Origin of the sequence: Allobosea sp. LjRoot9, from assembly GCF_964252745.1 — a bacterium.
GTDB lineage: Bacteria > Pseudomonadota > Alphaproteobacteria > Rhizobiales > Beijerinckiaceae > Allobosea.
Window position 1 is genome coordinate 132,823 of sequence record NZ_CAXUPC020000009.1, and the last position, 25,490, is coordinate 158,312.

The window sequence follows — 25,490 nt, forward strand, 5'->3', positions numbered from 1 at the left end:
GAGGCGCTCATGACCCTGGCCATCTGGTTGCGCATCATCATCAGCCTGATCGGGCTTGCCGCCTTCGGCGCGCTGGTCTGGTTCGCCAGCCCGTTGATCTCCATTGCCGGGATCTATCCGTTCGATTCCGAATGGGTGCGCTTCGCCATCATCGCGGTGGTCTCGCTCATCGTGCTCGGCCTGCTGGTCTGGGGCGTCATCCGGCGCAGGCGCGAGGCGGCGGCGCTGGAGCAGGGCCTGGCCGACGCGGCCGTCGACGAGGGCGATGGCGACGTGCTCGGCGAGCGCATGGCCGACGCGCTGCTGACGCTGAAGAAATCCGCGGGCTCGAGCGCGACTTATCTCTACGAGCTGCCCTGGTATGTGCTGATCGGCCCGCCAGGCTCCGGCAAGACCACGGCCCTGGTCAATTCGGGGCTGAAGTTCCCGCTCGCCAAGGGCGGCGCGCCGTCCGCCGTCGCCGGCGTCGGCGGCACCCGCTATTGTGACTGGTGGTTCACCGACGACGCCGTGCTGATCGACACGGCCGGCCGCTACACCACGCAGGATTCCGACGCCTCGGCCGACCGCAAGAGCTGGCTCGCCTTCCTCGACCTGCTCAAGAAGAACCGGCCAAACCAGCCGATCAACGGCGTCATGCTGGCGATCAGCATCGAGGATGTGCTGACCGCGTCGCCGGCCGAGCTCAACGCCCATTCCGATGCGATCCGGGCGCGATTGACCGAGTTGCACGACAATCTCAAGGTCGATTTCCCGGTCTATGCGCTGTTCACCAAAATGGACCTCGTCTCCGGGTTCATGGAGTATTTCCAGCATCTGAACGAAGCCTCGCGGCGCGTGGTCTGGGGCCATACCTTCCAGACCGACGACAAGACGCTGAACATGATCAGCGAGGTGCCCGACGAGTTCGACGCGCTGGTCGAGCGCCTCAATTCCGAATTGCCCGACCGGCTCCAGGAAGAGCCCACGCCCAATGCGCGCGTGCAGATCTTCGGCTTCCCGACCCAGATGGCGGCGGTGAAGAACCCGATCATCGAGTTCCTCAACCGCATCTTCGAGCCGACGCGCTATCATTCGCGTGCGACCTTGCGCGGCTTCTATTTCACCTCGGGCACGCAGCAGGGCACGCCGATCGACCAGCTGATCGGCGCGATGGCGCGCAATTTCGGCGCAAACCAGGTCGCCGCCGCGGCGATGTCGGGCTCCGGCAAGAGCTTCTTCCTCACCGATCTGATCACCAAGGTGGTGATCGGCGAATCCGCCTGGGTCTCGACCGACCGCAGGGCGGTGCGCCGCGCCTTCGCCTTGAAGGCGGCCGCCTATAGCGTGCTCGCTCTGGTGACGCTGGGCGGGGCGGCGGCGTGGTGGACGAGCTACAACCGCAATGTCGACCTGATTGCCGACACCAACGACCAGACCAAGACCTTCGTGGCGACCGCGGCCCCGATCATCCAGGAGCCGACCGTCGCCGACCGCGACCTGGAGAAGGTCGTGCCGCTGCTCGACGCGCTGCGCGCCCTGCCCGCCGGCTATGCGCAGGAGGGCGTCTCGCCGCCCATGCGGGCGACCTTCGGCCTGAGCCAGTGGGACCGGATCGGCTCCTCCTCGGAGGCGGTCTACAAGACCGGGCTGGAGCGCCTGCTGCGTTCGCGCCTGATCTTCCGCATGGAAGAGCTGATCGAGGCCAACCGGTCGCGGCCCGATTTCATCTATGAGGCGCTCAAGGTCTATCTCATCCTCGGCGGCCGCCAGAAGATGGACGAGGATCTGATCCTGCTGTGGATGCGGCGCGACTGGGTCGAGAATCTCTATCAGGGCGCCGCCAATGCGCGCCTGCGCGAGGAGCTCAGCCAACACCTGACGGCGATGCTGCGCCTGCCCGATTCCGGCGGCGCCGGCACGCTGACGCTCAACGAGCCCTTGATCGAGGAGGCGCAGAAGACGCTGGCGCGGTTGAGCCTGGCCGAGCGCGCCTATCAATTGCTGCGCGTCCAGGCGCGCGCCTCGCCGGGCAAGCCCGACTGGACGGCCGCCGCCAAGGGCGGCGCCGACGCCAAGCTCGTCTTCGAAGGGCCCCGCGGCGGCGAGCTCGAGAATGTCCGCGTCCCGTTCTTCTATACCTATGCCGGCTTCCACGAGGGCTTCATCGGCCGCCTGCGCGACGTCGCCAAGCAGATCGAGGAGGAGCGCTGGGTGCTGGGCACGGCCGGCGACCAGACCGCCGTCTCGGATCAGTACGAGGCGCTGCCGCGCGCCTTGCTGGAGCTCTACGCCAAGGATTTCATCGCCTCCTGGCAGGGCACGATGGCGGCGCTGCGCTTCCGGCCGCTGCTCGCCAACAAGCCGCAATATCCGGCGCTGAGCGCGGCGTCGGCCGTCACCTCGCCCCTGAAGCAGGTGCTGGAATCGATCCGCGACGAGACCAAGCTCACCCGCGAGCGCCCGGCCCCGGCCGGGCAGACCGCGACGCAATCGGCGGCCGGCTCCTTGAGCCAGGCCCAGCAGGCGCAGAACCTGGCGCAGCGGCTCGGCGTCAATACGGGCAGTTCCTCGACGACGCTCTCGCGCATGGATATCGCGCTCAAGGCGATGGAGAAGCCCAACACCGCCAGCGGAGAACAGGCCCCGGGCGCGACCATCGAGGCGGCCTTCAAGCCGTTCCACCAATTATTCGAGGGCGAGCAGGGCCGCCGGCCGATCGACCAGGTGCTGCTCGCTTTCTCCGAGGTGAACCAGAATCTGCGCCTGCTCGCGACCAACCCGGCGCTGGCGCCGCAGGTCAACGCCACCTTGCCCGCGCAGATCCAGACCCTGCGCAACAGCGCCAACCTGATCCCGCAGCCCTTCTCCAACCTGATCCAGACCGCCGCCACGAGCTTCGAGAATGAATTGACCGGCAGTTCCGTCTCGCAGCTCCTGCAGGATCTGCGCTCGCAGGTCACCGCGACCTGCAACCTGATCGTCACCAACCGCTACCCCTTCGCGCGCGGCAGCGACCGCGACGTGCCGCTGGCCGATTTCGGCCGGCTCTTCGGCACGGGCGGCATCATGGACAAGTTCTACACCACAAATCTCGCGCCGCTGGTCGATACGTCGAAGCCCGAATGGGCCTTCAAGCAGAACATCAGCGTGGCGCGCTCGCTGCCCCCCGCCGCGCTCAAGGAGTTCCAGCGCGCCGCCGACATCAAGGACGCGTTCTTCGGCACCGGCGGCAACATGCCGTCCTTCACCATGGCGATCACGCCGCAGCCGGCGGCGAGCTCCGGCTCTGCGCCGACGATCAAGCTCGACATCAGCGGCGTCGCCGTGGTGGCGCAGGCCGGCGGCGGGCCGACGCCGGTGGTCTGGCCAGGCCCCGCCGGGCTCGACCGCACGGTGATCTCGAGCCAGACGACGAGCACGGGGCTGTTTGGCGGCGTGACCAGCAGCCCGCCCGTCTTCGGGCCGGAGAAGCGCGGCCCCTGGGCCTTCTTCCGCTTCCTCGACCTCGGCTCGGTGACGAAGCGCGGCGAGGCCCTGGTCGCCAGCTACTCCGTCGGCGGCCAGTCGATTTCCTACCAGATCAATGTATCGTCCCTGAAGAACCCGCTGACATTGCCGGCCCTGCGGGAATTCAGATGTCCGGGAGGCTGAGGCAGGATGCACTGCGCCCTTTTCGGCAAGCTACCGGCCAAGCGCGACTTCATCGCGGTGAACATGCCGCGCGAGCTCCTGCGCTTCTGGGAGATCTGGCTGCAGGGCGGCATGGCGGCCAGCATCCAGGCGCTCGGGCCGAGCTGGAAGGAGGCCTATCTCAGCGCGCCGATCTGGCGCTTCTGGCTCGGCCGCTCGCATCTCGGCAGCGAAGTGCTCGGCGCCTTCATGCCCTCGCTCGACGGCGTCGGCCGCTATTTCCCGCTCGCTGTGCTGGCGATGGCGCCCGAAGGGCAGGCCTTCGCCGCGCCGACCGAGAACGCGCAGGCCGCCTGGTTCGAGAGCGCGGAGGCCTTCCTGCTCGATACGCTGGAGCCTGACGCCGTCTATGAGACGACGCTGGCCGCGCTCGAAGGCCTGCCCTTGCCCGAGAGCGTCGCCCGCGACACGCAGCCTGCGATCGTCGCCTCCAATCGGGGGTTGCTCGGCGTGAGCGGCGACGCCACGACCGAGATTCCCGCCTTGCTGGCGCGGCTCGAACGGTCGGACAAGGCCGCCCGCCAAGCGGCCGGCTCCTGGTGGTGGAGCATCGGCGGCGACAGGTTTCCGGCGCTTGCGCTCTGTGCCGAGCGGCTGCCGGAGGCGCAGCATTTCACGTTGCTGCTGACGGGGCCGGCCGCCAGTCCGGAAAGCGGCGGCGCTGACGAGAGCGCACAACCGGCCAGGATCGGAGTCGAGCCCTGATGGACAGCACCCTTCCGCCCCCGTCCATGCGCGCGAGCAACGATCCGCTCGCCATGCTTGCCGGCGCGCTCGACCAGCAAGCCAGCTTCCGCTTCGGGACCGGAGCGACCACCGATGTCGGCAAGGTGCGCAGCGAGAACGAGGACAGCTACATCGTTCACGCCGACGCCGGCCTCTGGTGCGTCGCCGACGGCATGGGCGGCTATGAGGCCGGCAAGCTCGCCTCCTCCACCGTCGTCGAGGCGCTGCGCACGATCGGCCAGGCGGCCTCGCCGGCGGACCTTCTCGCGCGGTTCCAGGACCGGGTGCTGCAAGCCAATATCGGCCTGCGCAAGGCCGGCGAGGAACGCGGCCTCACGACCTTCGGCACCACCGTCGTCGCGCTCCTGATCTATGAGCGCTTCTTCGCCTGCTGCTGGGCCGGCGACAGCCGGACCTACCGCGTCAGGCAAGGCCGGCTGTCGCAGGTCTCGCGCGACCATACCGAGGTGCAGGATCTCGTCGACCAGGGGCAGTTGACCCCGGAGGAAGCCAAGCGCTGGCCGGGGCGCAACATCATCACGCGCGCCATCGGCGTGAGCGACCTCCCCGATCTCGACCTGATTCAGGGCGTGGTGGAAGATGGGGACGTTTTCGTGCTATGCAGCGATGGCCTGACCGGCCATGTCTCGGATGCCGAAATCCTGGCCGGAGTGGCCGGGCGCGCGCCGCAGGCGGCCTGCGACCATCTGGTCGAGCTCACACTTGCGCGCGGCGCGAGCGACAACGTCACGGTGATCGTCGTGGCCTGCGAGCCGAAGGACGCGGAAGCGCCAGTCTCCCCCTCGCCGGCCAGAAGCGACGCCGACGGGCGCGGGGCCTGAAGCGATGCGGCGGCATGAAACAGGGATGACGGAGATGCGGCGGCCTTGCCGTCGCCTTGTCCGCGCCCTGTCGGCCGCCGGCTCCGGCGAAGGCCGCGCGCCATGAGCGACAACGGCGCCACCGTCATCATTCCGCGCGCCCGCGTCGCCGTCGGGACGACGCTGAACGGGATCTATCGGATCGACCATCCCATCGCCGCCGGCGGCATGGGCGAGATCTACAAGGGCTACGCCATCCAGACCGGCGATGCGGTGGCGATCAAGATGATCCGCTCCGATCTCGCCGAGAACGAGAGCGCGCTCGCTTTGTTCCGCAAGGAAGCCTCCTCGCTGCACAACCTGCAGCACGAGGCGATCGTCCGTTATTATCTGTTCTCGATCGATCCGCAGCTCGGCCGCGCCTATCTGGCGATGGAGTTTGTCGACGGCACCTCGCTGAAGGACCATCTCGTCCGCGGACCACTGTCCTTCGAAGACACCTGCATCCTGCAGCAGCGGATCGCGTCCGGCCTGCATTCGGCCCACAAGCTCGGCATCATCCATCGCGACGTCGCGCCCGACAACGTCATCCTGCCCGGGGCCGACGTGGCCTTGGCCAAGATCCTCGATTTCGGCATCGCGCGCTCGACGCGGGCCGGCGAGCAGACGATCATCGGCAGCGGCTTCGCCGGCAAGTACAACTATGTCTCGCCGGAGCAGCTTGGCCTGTTCGGCGGCGACGTCACCCCGAAATCGGACATCTACAGCTTCGGACTGGTCCTGGCGGAGTGCCTTCAGGGCCGCCCCATCGACATGAACGGCTCGCAGGTCGAGGTCATCGACAAACGCCGTGTCGTGCCCGACCTGTCGAAGATCGATCCGCGCTTCCGGCCGCTGCTCGAAAAGATGCTGCAGCCCCTGCCGGAGAACCGCCCGGCGACGATGGCGGAGGTCGCGGCCTGGCAGCCTGCCGTCGGCAAGCCGGCCAAGGCCAAAGCGACGACGGCAGGCGGCGGCAGCAGCAAGACGGGCATGGCGATCGCGGCCGGCCTCGGTGCCGTCGCGCTGCTCGGCGGCGGGCTCTATTTCGGCACCGACCTGCTGAAGGGCGGTGGCACCCCGGCCCAGATCGCCAGCACCGGCCCGGCGCGCCTGGCCGATGAGGAGGCGCTTGCCGCCCAGGCTGCGCGCCGCGCCAGCGAGGATGCGCGCGCCCGGCAGATCCAGGAGCGCGCCGAGCAGGAGCAGCGCGCGGCGCAAGAGCGTGCCCTGCAGGAGAAGGCGGCGAGCGAGAAGCTGGCGCGCGAGCGCGAGCTCGAAGAGACGCGTCGCCAGGCCGAGGCCAAGGCCGCCGACGACGCCCGCAAACTGGCGGAAGCCAGGGCGGCCGAGGAAGCGCGCCGGGTCACTGAGGCCAAAGCCGCCGAGGAGCGCCGTGTCGCGGAGGCCAAAGCCGCTGACGATGCGCGCAAGCTCGCAGAGGCGAAGGCAGCGGACGATGCGCGCCGTGCAGCGGAAGCGAAGGCCGCCGAAGAGCGCCGCGTCGCGGAGGCCAAAGCCGCTGACGATGCGCGCAAGCTCGCAGAGGCGAAGGCGGCGGAAGATGCGCGCCGTGCGGCAGAAGCGAAGGCTGCAGAAGAGCGTCGCGTCGCGGAGGCCAAGGCCGCTGACGATGCGCGCAAGCTCGCCGAGGCGAAGGCGGCCGAGGACGCGCGCCGCATCGCGGAGGCGAAAGCCGCCGAGGAGGCTCGCAAGCTGGCGGAGGCCAAAGCCGCGGAGGAGCGCCGGATCGCCGCCGAAGTGAGAGCGGTTGAGGATGCACGCAAGCTCGCCGAAGCCAAGACTGCCGACGATGTGCGCCGCCTGACCGAGGCGAAAGTCGCCGAGGATCGCAGGCTCGCGGCCGAGGCGAAGGTCGCGGAAGCCAAGGCCGCCGAGGAGGCGCGCCGCGCGGCCGACGCCAAGGCCGCCGAGGAACGCCGGATCGCCGCGGAAGCGAAAGCGGCCGAGGACGCCCGCAAGCTCGCCGAGGCCAAGGCCGCGGAGGAGGCGCGCAAGCAGGCCCTTGCCAAGGCGGCCGAGGACAAGCGCCTCGCGGCTGAGGCGAAAGCGGCCGAGGATGCCCGCAAGCTCGCCGAGACCAAGGCAGCGGAGGAGGCGCGCAAGCAGGCTCTCGCCAAGGCAGCCGAGGACAAGCGCCTCGCGGCTGAAGCGAAAGCGGCCGAGGACGCCCGCAAGCTCGCCGAGGCCAAGGCTGAGGAGGAGACCCGCAAGCAGGCTCTCGCCAAGGCGGCAGAGGAACGCCGCCTCGCCGCGGAGGCGAAAGCGGCGGAGAACGCCCGCAAGCTCGCCGAGGCCAAGGCCGAGGAAGACGCGCGCAAGCAGGCCCAGGCCGCCAAGCTCGCAGAGGAGCGCCGGCAGGCGGCTGAAGCCAAGGCGGCCGAGGAAGCCCGCAAGATCGCCGAGGCGAAGGCCGCCGAAGAGGCGCGCAAGCAAGCCCAGGCAAAGGCGATCGAGGATAAGCGCCTCGCCGCAGAGGCCAAGGCGGCTGAAGACGCGCGCAAAATCGCGGAAGCCAAGGCCGCGGAGGAGATGCGCAAACAGGCCGAGCTTCAGGCTGCGGAGGCCCGCCGCGTCGCCGAGGAGCAAAGCGCCAGGGCAACCGCCGATGCGGAGGCCAACCGTATCGCCGCCTTGCGCGCCGACGAGGAGGCGAAGCGCAAGATCGACGGCGCCACCGCGGAAACACGGGCCACCGCAGAGGATGCGCAGATCACCGAGCGCCAGCGCATCGCGCTCGAACAGGCGCAGGCGCGCTGGCTGACGGAAGAGGCCGAGGCCATGCGCCGCGCTGGCGTGACCGCGCCGCGCCAATCCATCGAAGACGTCGAGCAGCGCAACGCCGCAGCCCAGGAACAGGGCATGCAGGTTGCCTTGGCGGACCCCAGCCTGCTCACCCCCAAGCCATTGGCCGATCCGCGTCCCCTGCGCCCGGTCCCGACCGACCCTGCGGCGCTGGCGCGCGAAACTCAGGAGGAATTGACGCGGATCGGCTGCTATGCCGGCCGGATCAGCGGCAATCTCAATGTCGCGACGCGCGAAGCGCTGCGCGTCTACCGCCAGCGCATCGGCGCGGCCCCCGAACCTGCCGCGATCACGCCCGAGCAACTGCTCGATCTGCGCGAGAGGCCTGCCCCGACCTGTCCCCCGACGAATGTCGCGCCCGCGCCGGGCAGGCAGGCCCCTGCCATCGTGCGTCGCCCGCAGCGCACTGAGCCGGTGCAGCGGGCCCAGCAACCCCAGCGCGAGCGCGCCGCCGAAACCAAGCCGGCGCGGGCCGCGCCTGCCGCCGCGGCGGCGCCCGCAGCAGCCGCGCCGAGGCGCGTCACGCCAGGTCTCGGATTGGGATTCTAGAGCCCCATCTGTCTGGAGCCTCCCGCCCTCATCCTGAGAGGCTGGCCTGAAATGAAATCAAGGATTTCAATGGCTCTGCCTTGACCACCTCTGCGCCGTCATTCCGGACGCAGCAAAGCGGAGATCCGGAATCCATCGTAGAGTTCCGGAGCCCTCCGATGGATTCCGGAGCTGCGCCGCTGGCGCGGCTTGTCCGGAATGACGGTGCGGGTGATGGCAAGCGAACGGAGGTCCTTGGTATCGCTCGTTTCATTTCCGGTCAGGCTCTCAGGAGCCGCGCACGCGGCGTCTCGAAGGATGCTCCAGCTTGCGGGGGAGCCTCCTGGAGCATGCTGCTCAGGATGAGGGCTCGCGGAGTGTCCAATCGGGCTCCAAGCCCGGAACGAGATGGGACGCTCGAACGCAATCGAGCGACGCAAGTCTTGCGTCGCTCGTATCACTCGCTTGTCGATGGCGTCCGTCGTGAGAGGTTCAGTAGACGTTGCCAATCCAGATCAGGCTGGGCCGCGCGGAGAAAGAGGTATAGGCCTCGGCACGACGCGGCGGCCGCGCCGTCTCCGCGTAAGCCACGCGCTGGGGCGCCGAGGCCGCGCGCACCGGCCTGACCGACGCCGAGCGCACGGCCCGGGGACGCGTCTCCGCATTACGCACGGGCGGCAGCGGCGCGACGACCAGATGCGGCTCGTCTTGCACTTCCGCGACCAGAAAAGCGCCGGGGACGATCACGTCCTGCGCCAACACGGGCGTCAGCCCGGTGAGTGCGAGCGCCGTTCCGAAAGCCATGGATCGCGCGGTCGAAAGGCCGAAGGTCATCGCCTTGCTCCATTCTGTACGAAAGCACCATATCATAATTGTGCCAATGCGCCAACATCCGGAAGGTTCCGCCAAACGGGTGAAGAATGTCCAAATCCGGTTGGAAAGGCCTGATTCAGGCCATTTGGGGCACTTTCCTCACCCTTGCCGCCTCCGCTTCCCGCGTCAGCCCGGGCGGCGTTGCAGGAGCTTCAAGCCATGGTCGATGCAGATCGTCAGCCGGGCGCGGCGCTCCTGAGTCGCGTTCCGAGCCAAGGCGATCAAGACCGCCGCGCGGATCGCCTTGGCCGTCAGATGCGGCGGGGCCATCACCGGAGCGTGGGGGTTGTCGGCCATATCACCGCCGGACCAGGCCGCGCCCAGGGCAAGCCAGGTGCTGGCGTCGGCGCGCAGGCCGGCAAAACCGAGGCGCAGCGCCTCGATCCGGCGCGACTGCTGTGGCTCCTTGACCCAAAGTTCAGCGGCCTGGAAAGCCCGGTTCTGCTCGATCTGCTGGCGCTCGCGCTCATCGGCGAGCCCGCGCACGCAGGAGCAGCCCCACCAGACCGCCTCCCGCCTCGGCAGAAGATAGGCGCAGAAGCTGATCGCATCCTCCGGTGTCTTGCTGTCGATCAGCCCGACGAGGAAATCGCGCGGGGTGGCGTCGCTGGGGGCAGCCTCGATATCCTCTCCCGCAGTCGGAAAGGCCTCGAAGACATCGCGCGCGGTGAGAAAGCGGTCTTGGCGCATGGCGTCAGTTGATCTTCACCATGCCGCCCGTGATCGTCAGCATCGCGCTGCCTTTGAGCTGCGTCGTCGTGCCTTTCATGTCGAGATCCGCAGAAGCCTCAACCTTGATGTTGATCGATTTCAAGGTGATGCTCTCTTGGTCCATCACGATCGTCGAACCACCCACCTTGAGCGTGATCTTCTGGCCCGCCTTGATCAGGATTTCCTGGCTGACATCGACGACCTGGTTGCCGGTCTCGACCTTGAGGTTGTCGTCGCCCTTCTTCAGGGTGATGTTGCGCGAGGCATCGCCCTTCTCGCTCGAAAAATCCTCACCGATATTACGGGTCTCGGTGTCCCGGACCAGCGTGTCGAGAAACTTCTCGGCGCGGAACTCGACCTTCTCGGCCCTCTTGGTGTCGTCGAAGGTCAGCTGGTTATAGCCGTTGCTGCCCGTCGTGGTGTCCGATTTGATGCCGTTGATGTTCTTGTTGGCCTTGGTGCCGAACGGCATCTTGTGCTTGCCGTTATAGACGGTGCCAACGACCAGCGGGCGGTCGATGTCGCCCTCCAGGAACTCGACGATCACCTCCTGGTCGATGCGCGGGATGAAGGAGCCGCCCCAGGAATCCCCGGCCCAGACCTGCGCGACGCGGACCCGGTAGAGATGCTCGTCTTCGCGATCCCAGTGGAACTTGACGAGGATGCGGCCCTGATCGTCGACATCGATCTCCTCGCCCTTCTCGCCGACGACGCGCGCCGTCTGCGGGCCGAAGATCGTCGGCTTGTCCGTGAGCTGCGGCGGCTTGAACGGCCGGTCGGCGAGCTGGAACTCGTATTGCCCGGAATAGTCGTGCCCGCCGCCATTCTCGCCGGAGCGATAGGATTGCAGCGAGACGAAGGAATGCGTCGCCCTGACGACGAGGAACTGCTTGTTCTCGCTGTCGGCGCTATGGCGCTCCAATGTGGTCAAGCCGCCGGGATAGAGCGTCGCGGCATCGCCCGAGGCGATCCGGCGCCGGTCCGAGGCCTGCTCTGATTCGAGTTTGACCTTGGCCAGCGTCTTGCCGTCGCCATTCTCCAGATAGCGGCCGGGATAGTCGTAAACCTCCAGCTTGGAATTCTGGTAGGCTTCCGAAGTCTGCTCCTCCGCCTGCATGTCGGCGTCGGGCTTCTCGTAATTATAATCGCGGAAGGTGATCTTGCCGGTGCGGAAACGGCGTTCGACCATCCAATGCTCGATATGCTCGACCTCGCGCCGATTATTGGTATCCAGCGGCAGAAAAGGGATGGTTTCGGTGCCCTGGATCGGCTTATGCGACGAAGCCTGATCGGCCAGGATCAATCGATGGGTCCCGGCCTCATGCTCGAAGTAGTAGCAGATGCCATATTCCTCCATCAGCCGGCTGACGAAGGCGAGGTTCGTTTCCCGGTACTGAACGCAATATTCGAGTTGCGGATAGGATTTGATATCGAGCCTGAGCTCGCCGAGCTGCCCGTCGCGCAAGACCTTCTCGATGATCTTGTCGACCGTCTTGTTGTGAAAGATCTTGCAATTGGCCGTCTGCCCCAGCAGCCAGAGCCAGGGCCGCAGCGTCAGGCGATAGAGGTAGAATTCCTCCTGCATGCCGAGCCATTGCGCCTCGACCAGGATACCGCTGAAGTAACGCTTCTTCTCGCCCTTGACGACGGTGCCTTCGTATTCGACGACATTGATCTCGAGATGGCATTGCTGGCCGAGCGCTTCGTCGAAATCCAGGTTGGGCTTCTCGCTCAAGGCCTCGATACGGTATTCGAACAGCTCACTCAGGCCCTCATTGGCGTCGAGCCGCCGGAAGGCCAGGACATCGCCGCCGAACGGCGTCTTCAGGATCGCGGGTCGGTTGGACTGACTAAGTTTTCGGCTCATGTCGGCTCGCATGTCCAATATGGCGGTCGCTGACCAGGCGAAATCTATAGTCCGCCGGCATCACGGTCTAGCACAGAGACTGGCTGACCAAAAGCAACCCGGCGTCTCCGCCAATTCAACCGGCATGGCAGCGCAATTCAGCCTGGTTCTTAGCCGGGACGCGATTGATTTCGGCCCGTCACCAAGCCAGTCAATCATTGTAAGATCGCACAACGCGTGGGAAACAAAGCATTCATGGATACCTTGTCACATATCGACGCTACGGCATGATCAAGAGCGCCGGAGCGTCAGGGCTGCGGCCCAGGGACATGGATCGGGGGAGATCGAGATGACAGCGGGCCTCGCCACGATCCTGAGCGAAGCGATCGAGGAGGACGCCCCCTGCGGCCCCGATCTCGACCTCGCCTATGACCCCGATTACAGCCTGTTCGTCGCGCGGGCGGAAGGCCTGCTTCCGGAGAAATCCTTCTTCGACTTCGACCGGACCAAGAACGACCTGGCGAAGGAAAGCAGCGCCGTCGAGACCCTGCTGGGGCGTACCCGCGATCTACGCCTACTCGTCCTGCTCGCGAAGCTGCGCATCCTCAACCGCGATCTCGGCGGCTTCGTCGCGGCCGTGACGGCGATGGCGGCCTTGCTGCGCGTACGCTGGGAGCATGTCCACCCCGCCGCCGAGGAGGGCGATTTCGGCCTGCGCATCGTGGTCATCGAGTCGCTCGACGATACGACCAGCATCATCATGCCCCTGCTGCACGCGCCCTTGACGGTCAGCCGGCGCATCGGCCCGGTCTACTATCGGATGGTCCAGATCGCGCAGGGCGAGGCCAGCGCCCGCGAGGGCGAGCCGGCGCCGGATCTGCAGGCCGTGGAAACCGCCTTCAGCGACGGCGACATGGCAGGGCTGGTCCAGAACCGCGACCTGATCGTCGCGGCCGTAGCCGCGCTGGCCGAGATGGAAGCCTGCGTCGAGGAGCAGAACGCCGGCAGCCTCAGCCTGGGAAAACTCAAGCCCACGCTCGACAAGATCAGAACCGCGCTCGACGGCGCGATCGTCAAGCGCGATCCGGGCGCCGCGCTGGCGCCGCAGGCCGCGGGCAGCGCGGAGGCAAACGGGGCAGCCCCGGATGCTGCGGGCCCCACGCCCTCGATCCCGCTCGACACGCCGGCCGGCGTCCGCCGCGCTTTGCTCGGCGCCGAGCTCTACTTCCGGACCCGCGAACCGTCGAGCCCGGCGCTCCTGCTGGTCGCCCAGGCGCGCCAGCTCGTCGGCAAGGGGCTCGCTGAAAGCGTTCAGCTCCTGGTTCCCGACCACGCCAGCGATGCGACCATCAATGTCGGCGGCCGCATGGTCTTCGACCTGCCGATCGAGCGCCTGGCCACGCTGATCGAAGCCGGGCCCGGCAGCGAGACGGATGACACGGAAGCCGATCCGCCCGCCGCAGGCAGCCGGCACGAGGCGCTCGACATCCTTCAGCAGGTCGCCACGCATCTGCGTGCACGCGAGCCCTCGAGCGCCATTCCGTTACTGTGCGAGCGTGCTCGCGCAATGGCCGAACGCGATTTCATGTCGCTTTTAAGAGAAATGCTACCGGAACGTGCGTTCCGGAACCTCGATGAAAGTTGATCTTGGAGTTGACCTTACGGCCGTTTTGAAATGTAGTGTTTCTGCTTCAATTCCGCAGCGAAGCAGCCTCGGGGGTTGACATGTCCGACAGCGGCCAGAAGTTCATCCGACGCAACCGAGCGCCTCGGGTTCATATCAGTTACGATGACCCTTACGATGCCAATCGTAAGATCGAGATTCCGTTTGTCATGGGCGTGATGTCGGATCTGTCCGGAAACTATGCCGGCGCAGAAAAACCCGACGTGGCGGATCGTGGCTTTCTCGACATCGACATGGACAACTTCGAGAACCGCATGGCGGCGATCGAGCCTGGCGTCACCTTCCGGGTCGACAACAAGCTCGGCGACACGCCATCGGGCGAAAAGCTCCAGGTCGCGCTGCGGTTCTCGAAGATGGCCGATTTCAGCCCCGCCGCCGTGGCGCGCCAGGTGCCGGCCGTCGCCAAGCTGCTGGAGGCGCGCGAGCAGCTCGCCAACCTCAAGAGCTACATGGATGGCAAAGCCGGCGCGGAAGCCAAGCTGCGTGAGCTGCTGAGCGATCCGAAACTGATGGCGGCGCTGAGCGAGCGCGCCAAACCAGCCTCCGAAGACGAGAAATCCTAGGCACGCCCAAAACCCTAGGCACGCTCAATCCTAAGCACGCCTACGACGCGCCACTTCGCTTTTTGGAACGGTAATCATGGCTACCGAGCTCAAATCCGCTACCCAGACCGGGCAGACCGAAACGCGCGATGTCGATGAGTTCGCCTCGCTGCTGAAGCAGAGCTTCAAACCGCGTAGCGAACGCGCCGCGACCGAGGTCGAGAACGCCGTCTCGACGCTGGTCCAGCAGGCGCTGGCCGATCAGTCGCTGGTCAAGGACGACGTTCTCGACACGATCGAGGAGATGATCGCGCAACTCGACAAGAAGCTCTCCGAGCAGGTCAACGCGATCATCCACGCGCCGGAATTCCAGCAGATCGAGAGCGCCTGGCGTGGGCTGAACTACCTGATCATGAATTCGGAGACCGACGTTCAGCTCAAGATCCGCGTGATGAACATCTCGAAGAACGAGCTGTCGCGCACGCTGAAGCTCTATCCCGGCGCGAAATGGGACCAGAGCCCGCTGTTCAAGAAGGTCTATGAGCATGAGTTCGGCCAGCTCGGCGGCGAACCCTATGGCTGCCTGATCGGCGACTACTATTTCAGCCACCTGCCGCAGGACGTGCAGTTGCTGCGCGACATCAGCAAGGTCGCAGCCTCCGCGCATGCGCCCTTCTTCGCGGCCGCCGGCCCGACTTTGATGGGCATGGATTCGTGGAACGAGCTCGCCAATCCGCGCGATCTCGGCAAGATCTTCGACACGCCCGACTATGCCGCCTGGCGCTCGCTGCGCGATTCCGACGATTCCTGCTATGCCGGCCTGTGCATGCCGCGCGTGCTGTCGCGCCTGCCCTATGGCGCGAAATCCGACCCTGTCGAGGAATTCGGCTTCGAGGAGGAGACCGACGGCCATACCGGCTCGAACTATGCCTGGATGAACGCCTCCTATGCGATGGCGGTGAACATCAACCGGGCCTTCAAGGAATGGGGCTGGTGCACGCGCATTCGCGGCGTCCAGTCGGGCGGCGAAGTCATCAACCTGCCGACACATACCTTCCCGAGCGATGATGGCGGCGTCGACCTGAAATGCCCCACCGAAATCGCGATCAGCGACCGGCGCGAGGCCGAGCTCGCCAAGGCCGGGCTGATCCCGCTGATCCACCGCAAGAATTCCGACAAGGCAGCCTTCATCGGCGCGCAATCGCTCTACAAGCCGAAGAAATACGACAACAACGTCGATGCGACGGCGTCGTCAAACCTTCGCTCCCGCCTGCCATACATGTTCGCGGTCTCGCGTTTCGCGCATTACCTGAAATGCATGGTGCGCGACAAGGTCGGCTCGACGATGGAGCAGGAGCAGCTCACCGTCTGGCTGCAGGAATGGATCAACCAATATGTCGATGGCGCACCAGCGACCTCGACCGAACAAACGAAGGCGCGCAAGCCGCTGGCGGCAGCCAGCGTCCAGATTCGCCCGGACGAGGAAAACCCAGGTTACTACTCGGCGCGCTTCCTGTTGCGGCCGCACTACCAGCTCGAGGGCATGGATGTGAGCCTCAGCCTGGTGTCGCGGCTCCCGCAGAAGTCCTGAGAGGCCGTCTGAACTCGGATTGCTCCAGGTAGCGCGGCTGCAACGACAGCTTCTCTACCGGGGTTGGGAGTGGCACCGGAAGCCCGGGCGGGCAACGGCGCCTAGTCTGCACTGGCAATGGAGAGTCCACTATGGCAGCCGAAGACATCCACCTGAAGCTCGAATCGCCGTCAGTCGAAGGCGACAGCACCGTCAAAGGGCATGAAAAGGAGCTTGCGCTCCAATCCTGGAGCTTCGGTGCAAGCCAGAGCGCCTCGATGCATGAGGCAACCGGTGGCGGCAAAGGCAAGTCCTCATTCAGCGATGTGCAGTGCTTCATGAAGGCGGACACCGCCTCCGTTACCCTGCTGCAGTTCCTGGCGAAAGGCACTCATATCGGCAAGGGCACGCTGATCCAGCGCAAGGCCGGCGACAAGCCGCTCGATTTCGTCACGCTGATCATGGAAGAGATCGTCGTCAGCAGTGTCAGTTTGAGCGGCTCAGGCGATGAAGCCACCCTGTCCTTCTCGCTGAATTTCGCCAAATTCGAGTTCAAATTCGCGGCGCAGGACGCCAAGGGCAACAAGGGCAAGGAGCCCTCGTTCAAATACGACATCGCCAAGGTCGACGCGGCGTAATCAGCGGCGGCGGTCGGCAGCACCAGCCTTCGGGCCAGCGCTGTCGCGGCCTTTTTGCAGCCGCGCGAGATGACGGCGGCCGCGCCTCGCGCGGCTTCCGCCTGTGCTTGCTTGGCGGAGTAGGCGATGAGTCGCAAGAAATCGGTCAGCCTGCGAATTCCGCTGATGTCGGCCTTCCGCTCCGGAGCGGAGGCAAAGGATGCCAGAAAGGCTGTCGATCTGCGCGACGAGGCGGGCGAGCGCGTCTTGGCCGGCCGGCTCGTGACCGGCCGGGCGGCGATCTCGGAAAGCCGATTGCGCAGCGAGCTGTCGCGCGATCTCGGCACTCTGCTGAACACCGTGAACCTGGAATCGTCCTTCGATCTCGGCCCCAACGAAGCCGTTCGCCGGTCGATCCTCAATTACGGCCTGCCCGACATCGCGCATCGCACGATCGACGAGGCGGGCATCGAGAATATCGACCAGGAGATCAAGGACGCGCTGCTGCTCTTCGAGCCGCGGCTTGTCCGACAATCGCTGCATGTCGAGCGCGACAAGTCGATCGCCGTGCATGAACTGGCAGTCCGCTTCATCGTGCGCGCCGATATGGTGGCGGACCCGGTCAATGTCCCCGTCGAGTTCTTCGCCGAGATGCAGGCGGGCTCGGGCAAGATCATGGTCAGCCGCCTCTAGGGCGTTTTCGAGCGAAGTGGATACCGATTCGCGTGAAGAAAAGCGCGTTAGAACAAAAGACTAGGGCGGCCCATGTCCATTCAGGTTACGCCGGCAGACGAGTTCGTTTCGACCTTCGGGAATATGCGCATGACGCCTCCAGACATCATCCCGGCCCGCTCCGGCGCTCATCGCAGCATGAGGGCATGATGTCGCCCAGGGACCGGCTTCCGCTTTTCGACACGACGTCCTAGCTGCCATGGATCGCGAATTCCTCGATCTCTACAACCGCGAACTGGATCTGCTCTACCAGCAGGCCAAGGAGTTCGGCGACGAATATCCCGGCATTGCCGACCGCCTCGGCGGCCTGGTGCGCGACCGCATCGACCCGATGGTATCCGGGCTGCTGGAGGGCACCGCCTTTCTCGCGGCGCGCGTACAGCTCAAGCTGAAGCATGAATTCCCCGAATTCACCTCCAATCTGCTCGAACAGCTGGTGCCGAATTATCTGGCGCCGACGCCGTCCTGCATCCTGGCCCGCTTTCAGCCCGCCTTCGGCGACACGGCACTGCGCGAAGGCAAGACCATCGCGAAGGGCAGCTATATCGACGCGACCTATCAGCAGCGCGGCCGCCGCGTCGCCTGCCGCTATCGGCTCGCCTCCGATGTCACGCTCTGGCCCTTCGAGATCACCGGCGCGGAGTATTTCGCCACGCCCGCCGCCCTGCAGGGCCTTGGCATCCCGATCGACCGGCGGGCGCTGGCAGGCCTGCGCATCGGCCTGACCCACCGCACCACGCCGCGCCGCGACGACGAACCTTCCGACACCGAGGCCAAGGCGAAGCCCGAATGCTGGTTCTCCGGCACGAAGCTCGAGACGCTGCCCTTCTATCTCACCGGCGCGGAGCCGGACGCCCACGTCCTCTATGAGCACATCATGGCGCGCTGCATCGGCGTGTTCCTGCGCTATCTCGACCCGTTCGGGGATCCGGTCGCCGTGCCCTTGCCGCAGGATTGCCTGCGGCAGATCGGCATGGACGAGGAAGAGGCGCTGCTGCCGCAGGATACCCGGATATTCCGGGGCTTCGACCTGCTGCGCGAGTATTTCATGTTCCCGCGCAAATTCCTCGGCTTCACGCTGGGTGGGCTGAAAGCCGCCCGCCAGTCGCTCGCGGCGCGCAACATCGAGATCGTCATGGTCTTCGACGAGGCGAGCCCGCGGCTCGGCAGCATCGTCGATGGCAACACCTTCTCGCTCTATACCAGCCCCGCGGTGAACCTGTTCGAGATGGGCACCGACCGCATCCCGATGAAGACCAATGTCCACGAGCACCATGTCGTGCCGGACCGCAGCCGCTATCTCGAATTCGAACCGCACCGCATCGTCGAGGTCTTCGCGCATTTCGCCGGTGGGCGGGAGAAGGTGCCGGTGCGCCCGCTCTACTCCTCCTCGCTCGAAAGCGGCGATGAATCCGGGCTGTTCTACACCATCCGCCGCCTGCCCCGGCGCCGCTCGATCGAGGAGAAGCAGCGCGGCGCGGCTTCAGATTATATCGGCACGGACATGTTCATCTCGCTGACCGAGAAGCCGGGCACGGATCTGGCCGCGCGCGTCGTCGAGCTCAGCATCCGCGCCTTCTGCAGCAACCGGCATCTGGCCGAGCAATTGCCGGTCGGCAGCAGCGGCGCCGATTTCCGCCTGCCCGAGGACCAGACGCTCGACATCGTCTGCACGGCGGGGCCGACGCCGCCGCGCGAGCCCGTCGCCTCCTATCTGCGCAGCCGCGGCGAGACCGCCCATACCGGGACCGTGACCTGGCGCTTGATCAATATGCTCAGCCTCAACCATCTCGGCCTGCTCGAGCGCGGCGGCGGCAAGGACGGGCGGGCGCTGCGCGAGACGCTCGCCCTCTTCGCCGACCTCGCGGACGCCGCCACCGAACGGCGGATCCGCGGGACGCGTTCGCTCGACAGCCGCCCCGTGGTCAGGCGCGTGCGCCACCGCGCGGGGCTGGGCGCGGCGCGCGGCACCGAGGTCACCGTGACGCTGGACGAGAAGGCCTTCGAGGGCTCCGGCGCCTTCCTGCTCGGGGCCATCCTCGATCGGTTCTTCGCCGAATATGCCGGCATGAACCACTTCACCCAGACTGTGATCCGCACGGTCGAGCGCGGCGAGATCGCGCGCTGGCCGCCTCGCGCCGGATCGAGGAGGGTGCTGTGAGCTTCCTCGAAGATCTGACCCAGGAGCCCTGGCGCTTCGATTTCTACGAGACGCTGCGGCGGCTGGAGCGCGCCAATCCCAAGCAGCCCCGCATCGGCGATTCCAGCGCGACGCGCGAGGACTATGTCGCGCTGGGCCAAGACCCCTATATGGATTTCCCGGCATCGACCCTGGCCAAGGCCGAGAAGGACGCGACCGGGCGCATGCGCATCCTGGTCAAGTTCCTCGGCCTGCTCGGCCCGCAGGGCGCCCTGCCCTATGCCACGACCGAGGAAGCTCATGCCTGGCTCATCGCCGGCGACGACGCCTTTCCGCGCTTTCTCGACCTGTTCCAGAACCGCTTCCTGCAATTGTTCTTCCGCAGCTGGGCCGACGCCCGGCCCGTCGCACAGCATGACAGCCTCGACCATGACCGCTTCTTCGATTTCGTCGGCTCCGGCATCGGGCTGGGTAGCGCACCCTATCGCGGCCTCGACGCCACTCCGGATGCGCTCAAGGCCAGCTTTTCCGGCCTGCTCGGCGCACAAGCGAAATCGGCGGCGCGCCTGCGCGGCTTTCTCGAGGGCATGTTCGATCTCAAGGTCGAGATCGACGAATTCGTCGGCATGAAGATCGAATTCGAGGAAAGCGACCGCTCCAGCCTCGGCGGCCGCCATGCCCGGCTTGGCGTCGACATGCTGATCGGCGCCGGCGTCTTCAGCATCGAGGACAAGATCGTGGTGCGGCTGCATACGGCCGATCTCGACGAATACCGGCGCTTCCTGCCCAGCGGCGACGTCTGCCAGGTCCTGAACGACGCGATCTTCTTCGTCGTCGGCCACGAGATCACCTGGGATATCGAACTCACCATCCCCGCCAGCAAGGTCGAGCCCATGCGCCTGTCGCGCTCGGGACAGCTCGGCTGGACCTCATGGCTCTCGCCGAAACGCGATGTCGATGCCGACGAGATCCGCTGCGATGCGCGCTTCCAACCGGGGCAGAAGACCGCCCCGCAGCCGAAAAAACCGCCGAAAACCAACAAGACGAAGGGGCCGTCATGAGCGAGATCAGTCTGGAGGCCATTACCGGCAAGCTCAACCGCCTGGGCTACGACGCCTTCATCCAGGCGCTGCGCGGGGCCAAGCGCAGCGGCAACCGCAATGTCGAGGTGGCGCACTGGCTGCTTCATCTGCTCCAGAACGACAAATCCGACATCGCGATCACCATCGACCATTACAAGCTCGACCGCGCCCGCATGCTCACCGAGATCGGCGCGGTCGTGAACGGCTTCAAGCGCAACGAGACCGAGATGCCCGGCGTCTCGAACCAGGTCACCGACCTGCTCGATCGCGGCTGGCACTATGCGACGCTGTTCTTCGGCGAGACCCAGATCCGCTCCGGCCATGTCCTGGTCGCGGCGCTGAAATCGCTCGATGTCCGCCGCGCCTTGGTCGATGCCTCCAAGGAATTCGCGAAAATCCCGGTCGACACGCTGGCCGGCGAGCACCGCACCGTCTGGGCCCAGTCGGACGAGGAATCACTGCAGCCGATGGACGGCTCGGGATTGCGCGCGGCCGGCACGCCGGGCGCGGAGGCCGCGCCCGGAGCCAGGGGCTCGACCGCGCTGGACCGCTTCTCGATCGACCTCACCGCCAAGGCGGCCTCGGGGACGATGGACCCGATCACCGGCCGCGACGACGAGATCCGCCAGATCATCGACGTGCTGATGCGCCGGCGCCAGAACAATCCGATCCTCACCGGCGAGGCCGGCGTCGGCAAGACCGCCGTGGTCGAGGGCTTTGCCCAGCGCATCGCATCCGGCGACGTGCCGCCGCCTTTGCGCGGCGTCAGATTATGCTCGCTCGATATCGGCCTGATGCAGGCCGGCGCCTCGATGAAGGGCGAGTTCGAGCAGCGCCTGCGCTCGGTCATCGACGAGGTGCAATCCTCGCCGACACCGGTGATCCTGTTCATCGACGAGGCGCATACGCTGATCGGCGCGGGCGGGGCCGCCGGCACGGGCGACGCCGCCAACCTGCTGAAGCCGGCTCTGGCGCGCGGCACCTTGCGCACCATCGCGGCGACGACCTGGGCCGAGTACCGGCTCTATTTCGAGAAGGATCCGGCGCTGACCCGGCGCTTCCAGCCCGTGCAGATCGACGAGCCCGACATCGCCCGCTGCTGCACCATGCTGCGCGGCATTCTGGGGCCGATGGAGAAGCACCATGGCGTGCGCATCTCGGATGCGGCGATCGTCGCGGCGGTGAGCCTGTCGCATCGCTACATCCCGGCGCGGCAATTGCCCGACAAGGCGGTGAGCCTGCTCGACACGGCCTGCGCCCGCGTCGCGATCAGCCAGACGACGACGCCGGCCTCGATCGAGGATACGCGCATCGCCATTGCCGCGCTCGACAAGGAAAAGACCGCGCTGGAGACAGATCGCGACATCGGCACCGACGCCAGCGAGCGTCTCGCCGAGATCGCGGTCGAGACCGCGACGCTGCAGGAGAAGCTGGCAAAGCTCGAAGCCGAGTGGGCGTCCGAGAAGGCGATCGTCGACGAGATCAAGGCGCTGCGCGAGAAGATCGCCAAAGCAGCAGCCGACAAGGCTGCAGCAGCCAAGACAGCCGCGGCCGAGACCGCTCCCGCCACCGGCACGGACGCCGACAATGACGACACAGCCCCCGCCGCCGCACCGATCGGCGAGGATGCGGAAGCGGCTCCTGCCGATGCCGAAGCCGATTTCGCCGCGCTGAAGGACAGGAACGCCTCGCTCGAATCCTTGAACCCCGACGAGCGCAAGATCTACGCCCATGTCGACGAGCAGGCTGTCGCCGCGATCGTCTCGGACTGGACCGGCATTCCCGTCGGCCGGATGGTCAAGGACGAGATCGAGACCATCCTCAACCTGGCCGAGACCTTGAACAAGCGCGTCGTCGGCCAGGCCCATGGGCTGGCGATGATCGCAAAACGCATCGAGACCAATCGCGCCAAGCTCGACAACCCCAACAAGCCGATCGGCGTGTTCATGCTCTGCGGACCCTCAGGCGTCGGCAAGACCGAGACGGCGCTGGCGCTGGCGGAGGCGCTCTATGGCGGCGAGCAGAACATCATCACCATCAATATGAGCGAGTTCCAGGAGGCGCACACGGTCTCGACGCTGAAAGGCGCGCCTCCCGGCTATGTCGGCTATGGCGAGGGCGGCCGCCTGACCGAGGCCGTGCGCCGCAAGCCCTATTCGGTGGTGCTGCTCGACGAGGTCGAGAAGGCGCACCCGGATGTGCACGAGCTGTTCTTCCAGGTCTTCGACAAGGGCCAGATGGAGGACGGCACCGGCCGCCGGATCGACTTCAAGAACACGCTGATCATCCTGACCTCGAATGTCGGCACCGATGTGATCATGGACATGGCGCGCGACCCGTCAGCCAAGCCCGATGCCGAGACGCTCTCGGCGGCGCTGCGCCCGTCGCTGCTGCAGGTCTTCCCGCCGGCCCTGATCGGCCGCCTCGTCACGATCCCCTATTACCCGCTTTCGCCCGACATGCTGGGCGGCATCGTGCGCCTCCAGCTCGACCGCATCGGCAAGCGCATCCGCGAGAACCACAATGCCGCGTTCCTCTACGATCAGGCGGTGGTTGACCACATCGTCTCGCGCTGCAACGACCCCGATTCCGGCGGGCGCATGATCGACAACATCATCACCAACACGCTGCTGCCGGCGCTCTCGCGCGCCTTCCTCAACAAGGCGATCGAGAAAACCGACGTGAAGAGCGCCAAGGTCGCGATCGCGGACGGGCAGTTCGCCTATGAGGTCGCATAGAGCGGGCCAGATGAAAGCCCTCAGCCGCCGATAATCACCGTCGGGCAGCCCATCATGATCTTGTTGGGCGGCCCGAGCGCCTCGACGATGGTGTCGCCCATGCGGCAGGCCGGCAGGCCGTTGATCATCACCGTCGTCGAGCCATCGACGACGACGCCGGGCCCATGCGGCGGCACCGGCAGGGGCGTGGCGCAGATGTGGATGTCGACCCCGCCGCCACTCGCTGCCGCGCCGGTAATGGTTGCGCTCATCGCGGCGGAGGCTGCCGTCTTGGCGGTCTCCTCGGCCAAAACTGCTGCCGGGGCACCGGGTGTGCCCGCCGCAGCCAGTTTGGCGGTCTCCGCCGCCTTAAGCGTGGCGTCCGAGGCCTGCTTTGCGGACTTCACAGCGGCCGCACCGGCCCCACCGATGCCGCGCCAGGCCGGCATGCCACCGATCAGGACCGTAGGGCTGCCCGGCCCCGGTTGCAGGACCGGCGGCAGCGGGTGCAGCACGGGATCGAATACGCGGGCAGCAGGTCCGGTCGGCATGGCTCGGCCCTCCGTCGAGTGACGCAGCGGAAATTCTAAATAGCGCGCGGCAAACCCGCAAGGCTACTCAGGAGCGCAGCTTGCTCGCCAGCCTGTCGTAGCATTCCGAGAAATACAGCATGAAGGCATCGACCAGGCCGTTGTCGTGGCGCTCGGTCTTCGCCTTCCAACGCGTGACGAAATGGTCCCAGAGCTTGGCCTTGCGCGAGCCCATCAGGCCACCGAGCCCGCCTTCCTTGTCCGTAGCCGCTTCGATGACAGCGGGATCCAGATCCGCGACCACCATCTTCAGCGCCTGCTGCATGGCGGAGTAGGTGTTCATCTGATGGGTCTTCAGATCCTTGAAGCTGTCTTCGAGCGCCCGCTTGGCGTCGAGATAGCTCGTCGTGCTGGGACCGAACATGATTCTCAGCGCATCCTCGACGGTCGGCGAGAATTTCAGCGGATTGTTCTCCAGCGCCTGGATCATGGTCTGGTTGGTGCTGCGCACGAGGCCCTTGGTCTCGGCCCGCGCCTGCAGCATCTGCTTGACGTTCTCGCAGGTGATCCTGAGCAGCAGGCCGGCGAGTTCGGCCATCTCCTCGGGCGAACGGCGGTTGAAGATCTCCTCGCTGACGCCCGCGCCGCGCGCCATCCTTACTGCGAGCTGATTGCCGATCGGCGCCTGGGCCGAAGTCTGGGCCGACGGAGCCTTGACCGAAACCGGCGGAGCGGCCGGCGGCGGCTCGGGAGCCGTGGCGACGGCGGCGGCAGCGGCCGGGCGCGCGGGTTTGGCGGCCAGGATCGCGGCCGGCGGCGAGGTCATGTAGCCGCCCAACGGCACGGGCTCGGGCGAAGGCTGAGCCGGCTCGGGCGCATCGGGAATGGGGTGGATCGACCAGTCGCCGCGCGGCGCCGGCAGCGGCGCAGTCATCGGCGGCAAGGCCTCGAAGCCTGGCACTTCGGCATTCGGCGCCGGCGGCGGAACAGGGAGAGGCGCGGCGGCGGCAGTGTTCTTGTCCGGCGGCAGCCAGGCCGGTTCGTCGCGGCGCGCCGGCTCATCGATATCCGGGATATCGACATACCAGTTCATCAGGTCGCTCTGCTCAGCCGCCGGGCGCGGTGGCCTGAGCTCGGAGGCCGGGATCGGTGGCGCTGTCGAGGCGCTGTCCCACATCTCCTCCGGCCGCGAGAAGGGCGGCGTGGGAACCTCGGGGGCGGTCTCCGACGCACCTTCGCTGTCGACGCTCGCCCCGATAATGTAGTGGCCGATCTCGAGCCGGTCGCCATCCTTGAGGCGGTGCGGCCCCGACATGCGCAATTCGCTGCCATTGACGAAGGTGCCGTTGCTCGACACGTCGTGCAACCAATAGGCACCGTCGCGGAAACGCACCTCGCAGTGCCGGCTGGAGACGATCCGGCCAGGGTCGGGCAAGGTCCAGTCGAGATACTGGTCGCGGCCGATATCAAGCCCGCGCTGGCCCTTGATGGTGATCTGGAGCGGGCCGCCATCAGGCAGCCTGTCCACGTTCTGTATCGACAGCGTAAGCGACGGCACGCGCAGTTTCCCGTTCACACAAAGCCCGGCCGTAATCCTACGCAAGTATCGTACGGCTCGACGAGAAAATCATAGTGCGACGTAAGGAAAGGTCAAAGAATCCTTAGCGTCCAAGGCAAGCATTGCGACGACCGGATCGCAGGGCCCGCAGAGCTGGCCGCGCCCCACCATTCCGGCACGCTGCCTGCCATGTTCTCGCCCCGCTTCGAAGCGCGATTTCGAGACGCGACCGGCGATGAATCCTGCGACATATGAAATGTCACAAGCCACTTGTGA

The 25,490-nt window shown here is 66.4% G+C and carries 17 protein-coding genes; 12 read left to right on the forward strand and 5 right to left on the reverse strand.

Annotated features, from left to right (window positions below; translation table 11 throughout):
• The first annotated feature begins 9 nt into the window (after positions 1-9).
• The 4 genes from tssM (at position 10) to ACSQ3P_RS26145 (ending at position 8,633) form a co-directional block, all read left to right on the forward strand.
• Positions 10-3,633, forward strand: coding sequence for a type VI secretion system membrane subunit TssM (gene tssM / locus ACSQ3P_RS26130; RefSeq protein WP_436168385.1), 3,624 nt, complete (start codon positions 10-12; stop codon positions 3,631-3,633).
• Between the two features lie 6 nt (positions 3,634-3,639).
• Positions 3,640-4,377, forward strand: a complete 738-nt coding sequence (gene tagF, locus ACSQ3P_RS26135; protein WP_436168386.1) for a type VI secretion system-associated protein TagF — start codon at positions 3,640-3,642, stop codon at positions 4,375-4,377.
• Positions 4,377-5,240, forward strand: a complete 864-nt coding sequence (locus ACSQ3P_RS26140) for a PP2C family protein-serine/threonine phosphatase (protein WP_436168387.1) — start codon at positions 4,377-4,379, stop codon at positions 5,238-5,240. Before tagF ends, ACSQ3P_RS26140 begins: the two co-directional genes overlap by 1 nt.
• A gap of 102 nt (positions 5,241-5,342) precedes the next feature.
• Entirely contained in the window at positions 5,343-8,633 is a 3,291-nt protein-coding gene (locus ACSQ3P_RS26145) for a protein kinase domain-containing protein (RefSeq protein ID WP_436168388.1), read from the forward strand.
• 471 nt (positions 8,634-9,104) lie between these two features.
• Here the strand turns inward: ACSQ3P_RS26145 and ACSQ3P_RS26150 are convergent, their stop codons facing one another.
• The 3 genes from ACSQ3P_RS26150 to ACSQ3P_RS26160 form a co-directional block, all read right to left on the reverse strand.
• Positions 9,105-9,446: a hypothetical protein gene (locus ACSQ3P_RS26150; RefSeq protein ID WP_436168389.1), complete on the reverse strand. Its 342-nt coding sequence runs from the start codon at positions 9,444-9,446 to the stop codon at positions 9,105-9,107.
• Positions 9,447-9,611: 165 nt separating this feature from the next.
• Positions 9,612-10,175, reverse strand: coding sequence for a DUF6931 family protein (locus ACSQ3P_RS26155; RefSeq protein WP_436168390.1), 564 nt, complete (start codon positions 10,173-10,175; stop codon positions 9,612-9,614).
• 4 nt (positions 10,176-10,179) lie between these two features.
• Complete coding sequence (locus ACSQ3P_RS26160) at positions 10,180-12,063, reverse strand: type VI secretion system Vgr family protein (RefSeq protein ID WP_436168391.1); 1,884 nt, start codon at positions 12,061-12,063, stop codon at positions 10,180-10,182.
• Positions 12,064-12,391: 328 nt separating this feature from the next.
• Between ACSQ3P_RS26160 and ACSQ3P_RS26165 the strand changes: the two genes are divergently transcribed.
• The 8 genes from ACSQ3P_RS26165 (at position 12,392) to tssH (ending at position 23,147) form a co-directional block, all read left to right on the forward strand.
• Complete coding sequence (locus ACSQ3P_RS26165; RefSeq protein ID WP_436168392.1) at positions 12,392-13,687, forward strand: ImpA family type VI secretion system protein; 1,296 nt, start codon at positions 12,392-12,394, stop codon at positions 13,685-13,687.
• Positions 13,688-13,767: 80 nt separating this feature from the next.
• A complete protein-coding gene (gene tssB, locus ACSQ3P_RS26170; protein WP_092166424.1) occupies positions 13,768-14,289 on the forward strand; it encodes a type VI secretion system contractile sheath small subunit in 522 nt (173 codons plus the stop codon).
• Between the two features lie 76 nt (positions 14,290-14,365).
• Complete coding sequence (gene tssC, locus ACSQ3P_RS26175; RefSeq protein ID WP_092164285.1) at positions 14,366-15,859, forward strand: type VI secretion system contractile sheath large subunit; 1,494 nt, start codon at positions 14,366-14,368, stop codon at positions 15,857-15,859.
• Between the two features lie 131 nt (positions 15,860-15,990).
• Complete coding sequence (locus ACSQ3P_RS26180) at positions 15,991-16,476, forward strand: Hcp family type VI secretion system effector (protein WP_436168393.1); 486 nt, start codon at positions 15,991-15,993, stop codon at positions 16,474-16,476.
• A gap of 126 nt (positions 16,477-16,602) precedes the next feature.
• On the forward strand, positions 16,603-17,148 hold the full coding sequence (tssE, locus tag ACSQ3P_RS26185) for a type VI secretion system baseplate subunit TssE (RefSeq protein ID WP_436168394.1): 546 nt from the start codon (positions 16,603-16,605) through the stop codon (positions 17,146-17,148).
• Between the two features lie 238 nt (positions 17,149-17,386).
• On the forward strand, positions 17,387-19,348 hold the full coding sequence (gene tssF, locus ACSQ3P_RS26190; RefSeq protein WP_436168395.1) for a type VI secretion system baseplate subunit TssF: 1,962 nt from the start codon (positions 17,387-17,389) through the stop codon (positions 19,346-19,348).
• Positions 19,345-20,388, forward strand: coding sequence for a type VI secretion system baseplate subunit TssG (gene tssG / locus ACSQ3P_RS26195; RefSeq protein WP_436168396.1), 1,044 nt, complete (start codon positions 19,345-19,347; stop codon positions 20,386-20,388). The genes tssF and tssG overlap by 4 nt, the downstream gene beginning before the upstream one ends.
• Entirely contained in the window at positions 20,385-23,147 is a 2,763-nt protein-coding gene (gene tssH, locus ACSQ3P_RS26200) for a type VI secretion system ATPase TssH (protein ID WP_436168397.1), read from the forward strand. The genes tssG and tssH overlap by 4 nt, the downstream gene beginning before the upstream one ends.
• Before the next feature lie 20 nt (positions 23,148-23,167).
• Here tssH and ACSQ3P_RS26205 read toward each other — a convergent pair whose 3' ends face one another.
• Together ACSQ3P_RS26205 and tagH are read right to left on the reverse strand one after the other, a co-directional pair.
• On the reverse strand, positions 23,168-23,677 hold the full coding sequence (locus tag ACSQ3P_RS26205; protein WP_436168398.1) for a PAAR domain-containing protein: 510 nt from the start codon (positions 23,675-23,677) through the stop codon (positions 23,168-23,170).
• 67 nt (positions 23,678-23,744) lie between these two features.
• Positions 23,745-25,184: a type VI secretion system-associated FHA domain protein TagH gene (tagH, locus tag ACSQ3P_RS26210; RefSeq protein WP_436168399.1), complete on the reverse strand. Its 1,440-nt coding sequence runs from the start codon at positions 25,182-25,184 to the stop codon at positions 23,745-23,747.
• Between the last annotated feature and the right edge of the window lie 306 nt (positions 25,185-25,490).

Bases quoted from the DNA above. Each gene is read 5' to 3' on its own strand.
- tssM (WP_436168385.1), top strand. From the start codon at position 10: ATGACCCTGGCCATCTGGTTGCGCATCATCATCAGCCTGATCGGGCTT.
- tagF (WP_436168386.1), top strand. From the start codon at position 3,640: ATGCACTGCGCCCTTTTCGGCAAGCTACCGGCCAAGCGCGACTTCATC.
- ACSQ3P_RS26140 (WP_436168387.1), top strand. From the start codon at position 4,377: ATGGACAGCACCCTTCCGCCCCCGTCCATGCGCGCGAGCAACGATCCG.
- ACSQ3P_RS26145 (WP_436168388.1), top strand. From the start codon at position 5,343: ATGAGCGACAACGGCGCCACCGTCATCATTCCGCGCGCCCGCGTCGCC.
- ACSQ3P_RS26150 (WP_436168389.1), bottom strand. From the start codon at position 9,446: ATGACCTTCGGCCTTTCGACCGCGCGATCCATGGCTTTCGGAACGGCG.
- ACSQ3P_RS26155 (WP_436168390.1), bottom strand. From the start codon at position 10,175: ATGCGCCAAGACCGCTTTCTCACCGCGCGCGATGTCTTCGAGGCCTTT.
- ACSQ3P_RS26160 (WP_436168391.1), bottom strand. From the start codon at position 12,063: ATGAGCCGAAAACTTAGTCAGTCCAACCGACCCGCGATCCTGAAGACG.
- ACSQ3P_RS26165 (WP_436168392.1), top strand. From the start codon at position 12,392: ATGACAGCGGGCCTCGCCACGATCCTGAGCGAAGCGATCGAGGAGGAC.
- tssB (WP_092166424.1), top strand. From the start codon at position 13,768: ATGTCCGACAGCGGCCAGAAGTTCATCCGACGCAACCGAGCGCCTCGG.
- tssC (WP_092164285.1), top strand. From the start codon at position 14,366: ATGGCTACCGAGCTCAAATCCGCTACCCAGACCGGGCAGACCGAAACG.
- ACSQ3P_RS26180 (WP_436168393.1), top strand. From the start codon at position 15,991: ATGGCAGCCGAAGACATCCACCTGAAGCTCGAATCGCCGTCAGTCGAA.
- tssE (WP_436168394.1), top strand. From the start codon at position 16,603: ATGAGTCGCAAGAAATCGGTCAGCCTGCGAATTCCGCTGATGTCGGCC.
- tssF (WP_436168395.1), top strand. From the start codon at position 17,387: ATGGATCGCGAATTCCTCGATCTCTACAACCGCGAACTGGATCTGCTC.
- tssH (WP_436168397.1), top strand. From the start codon at position 20,385: ATGAGCGAGATCAGTCTGGAGGCCATTACCGGCAAGCTCAACCGCCTG.
- ACSQ3P_RS26205 (WP_436168398.1), bottom strand. From the start codon at position 23,677: ATGCCGACCGGACCTGCTGCCCGCGTATTCGATCCCGTGCTGCACCCG.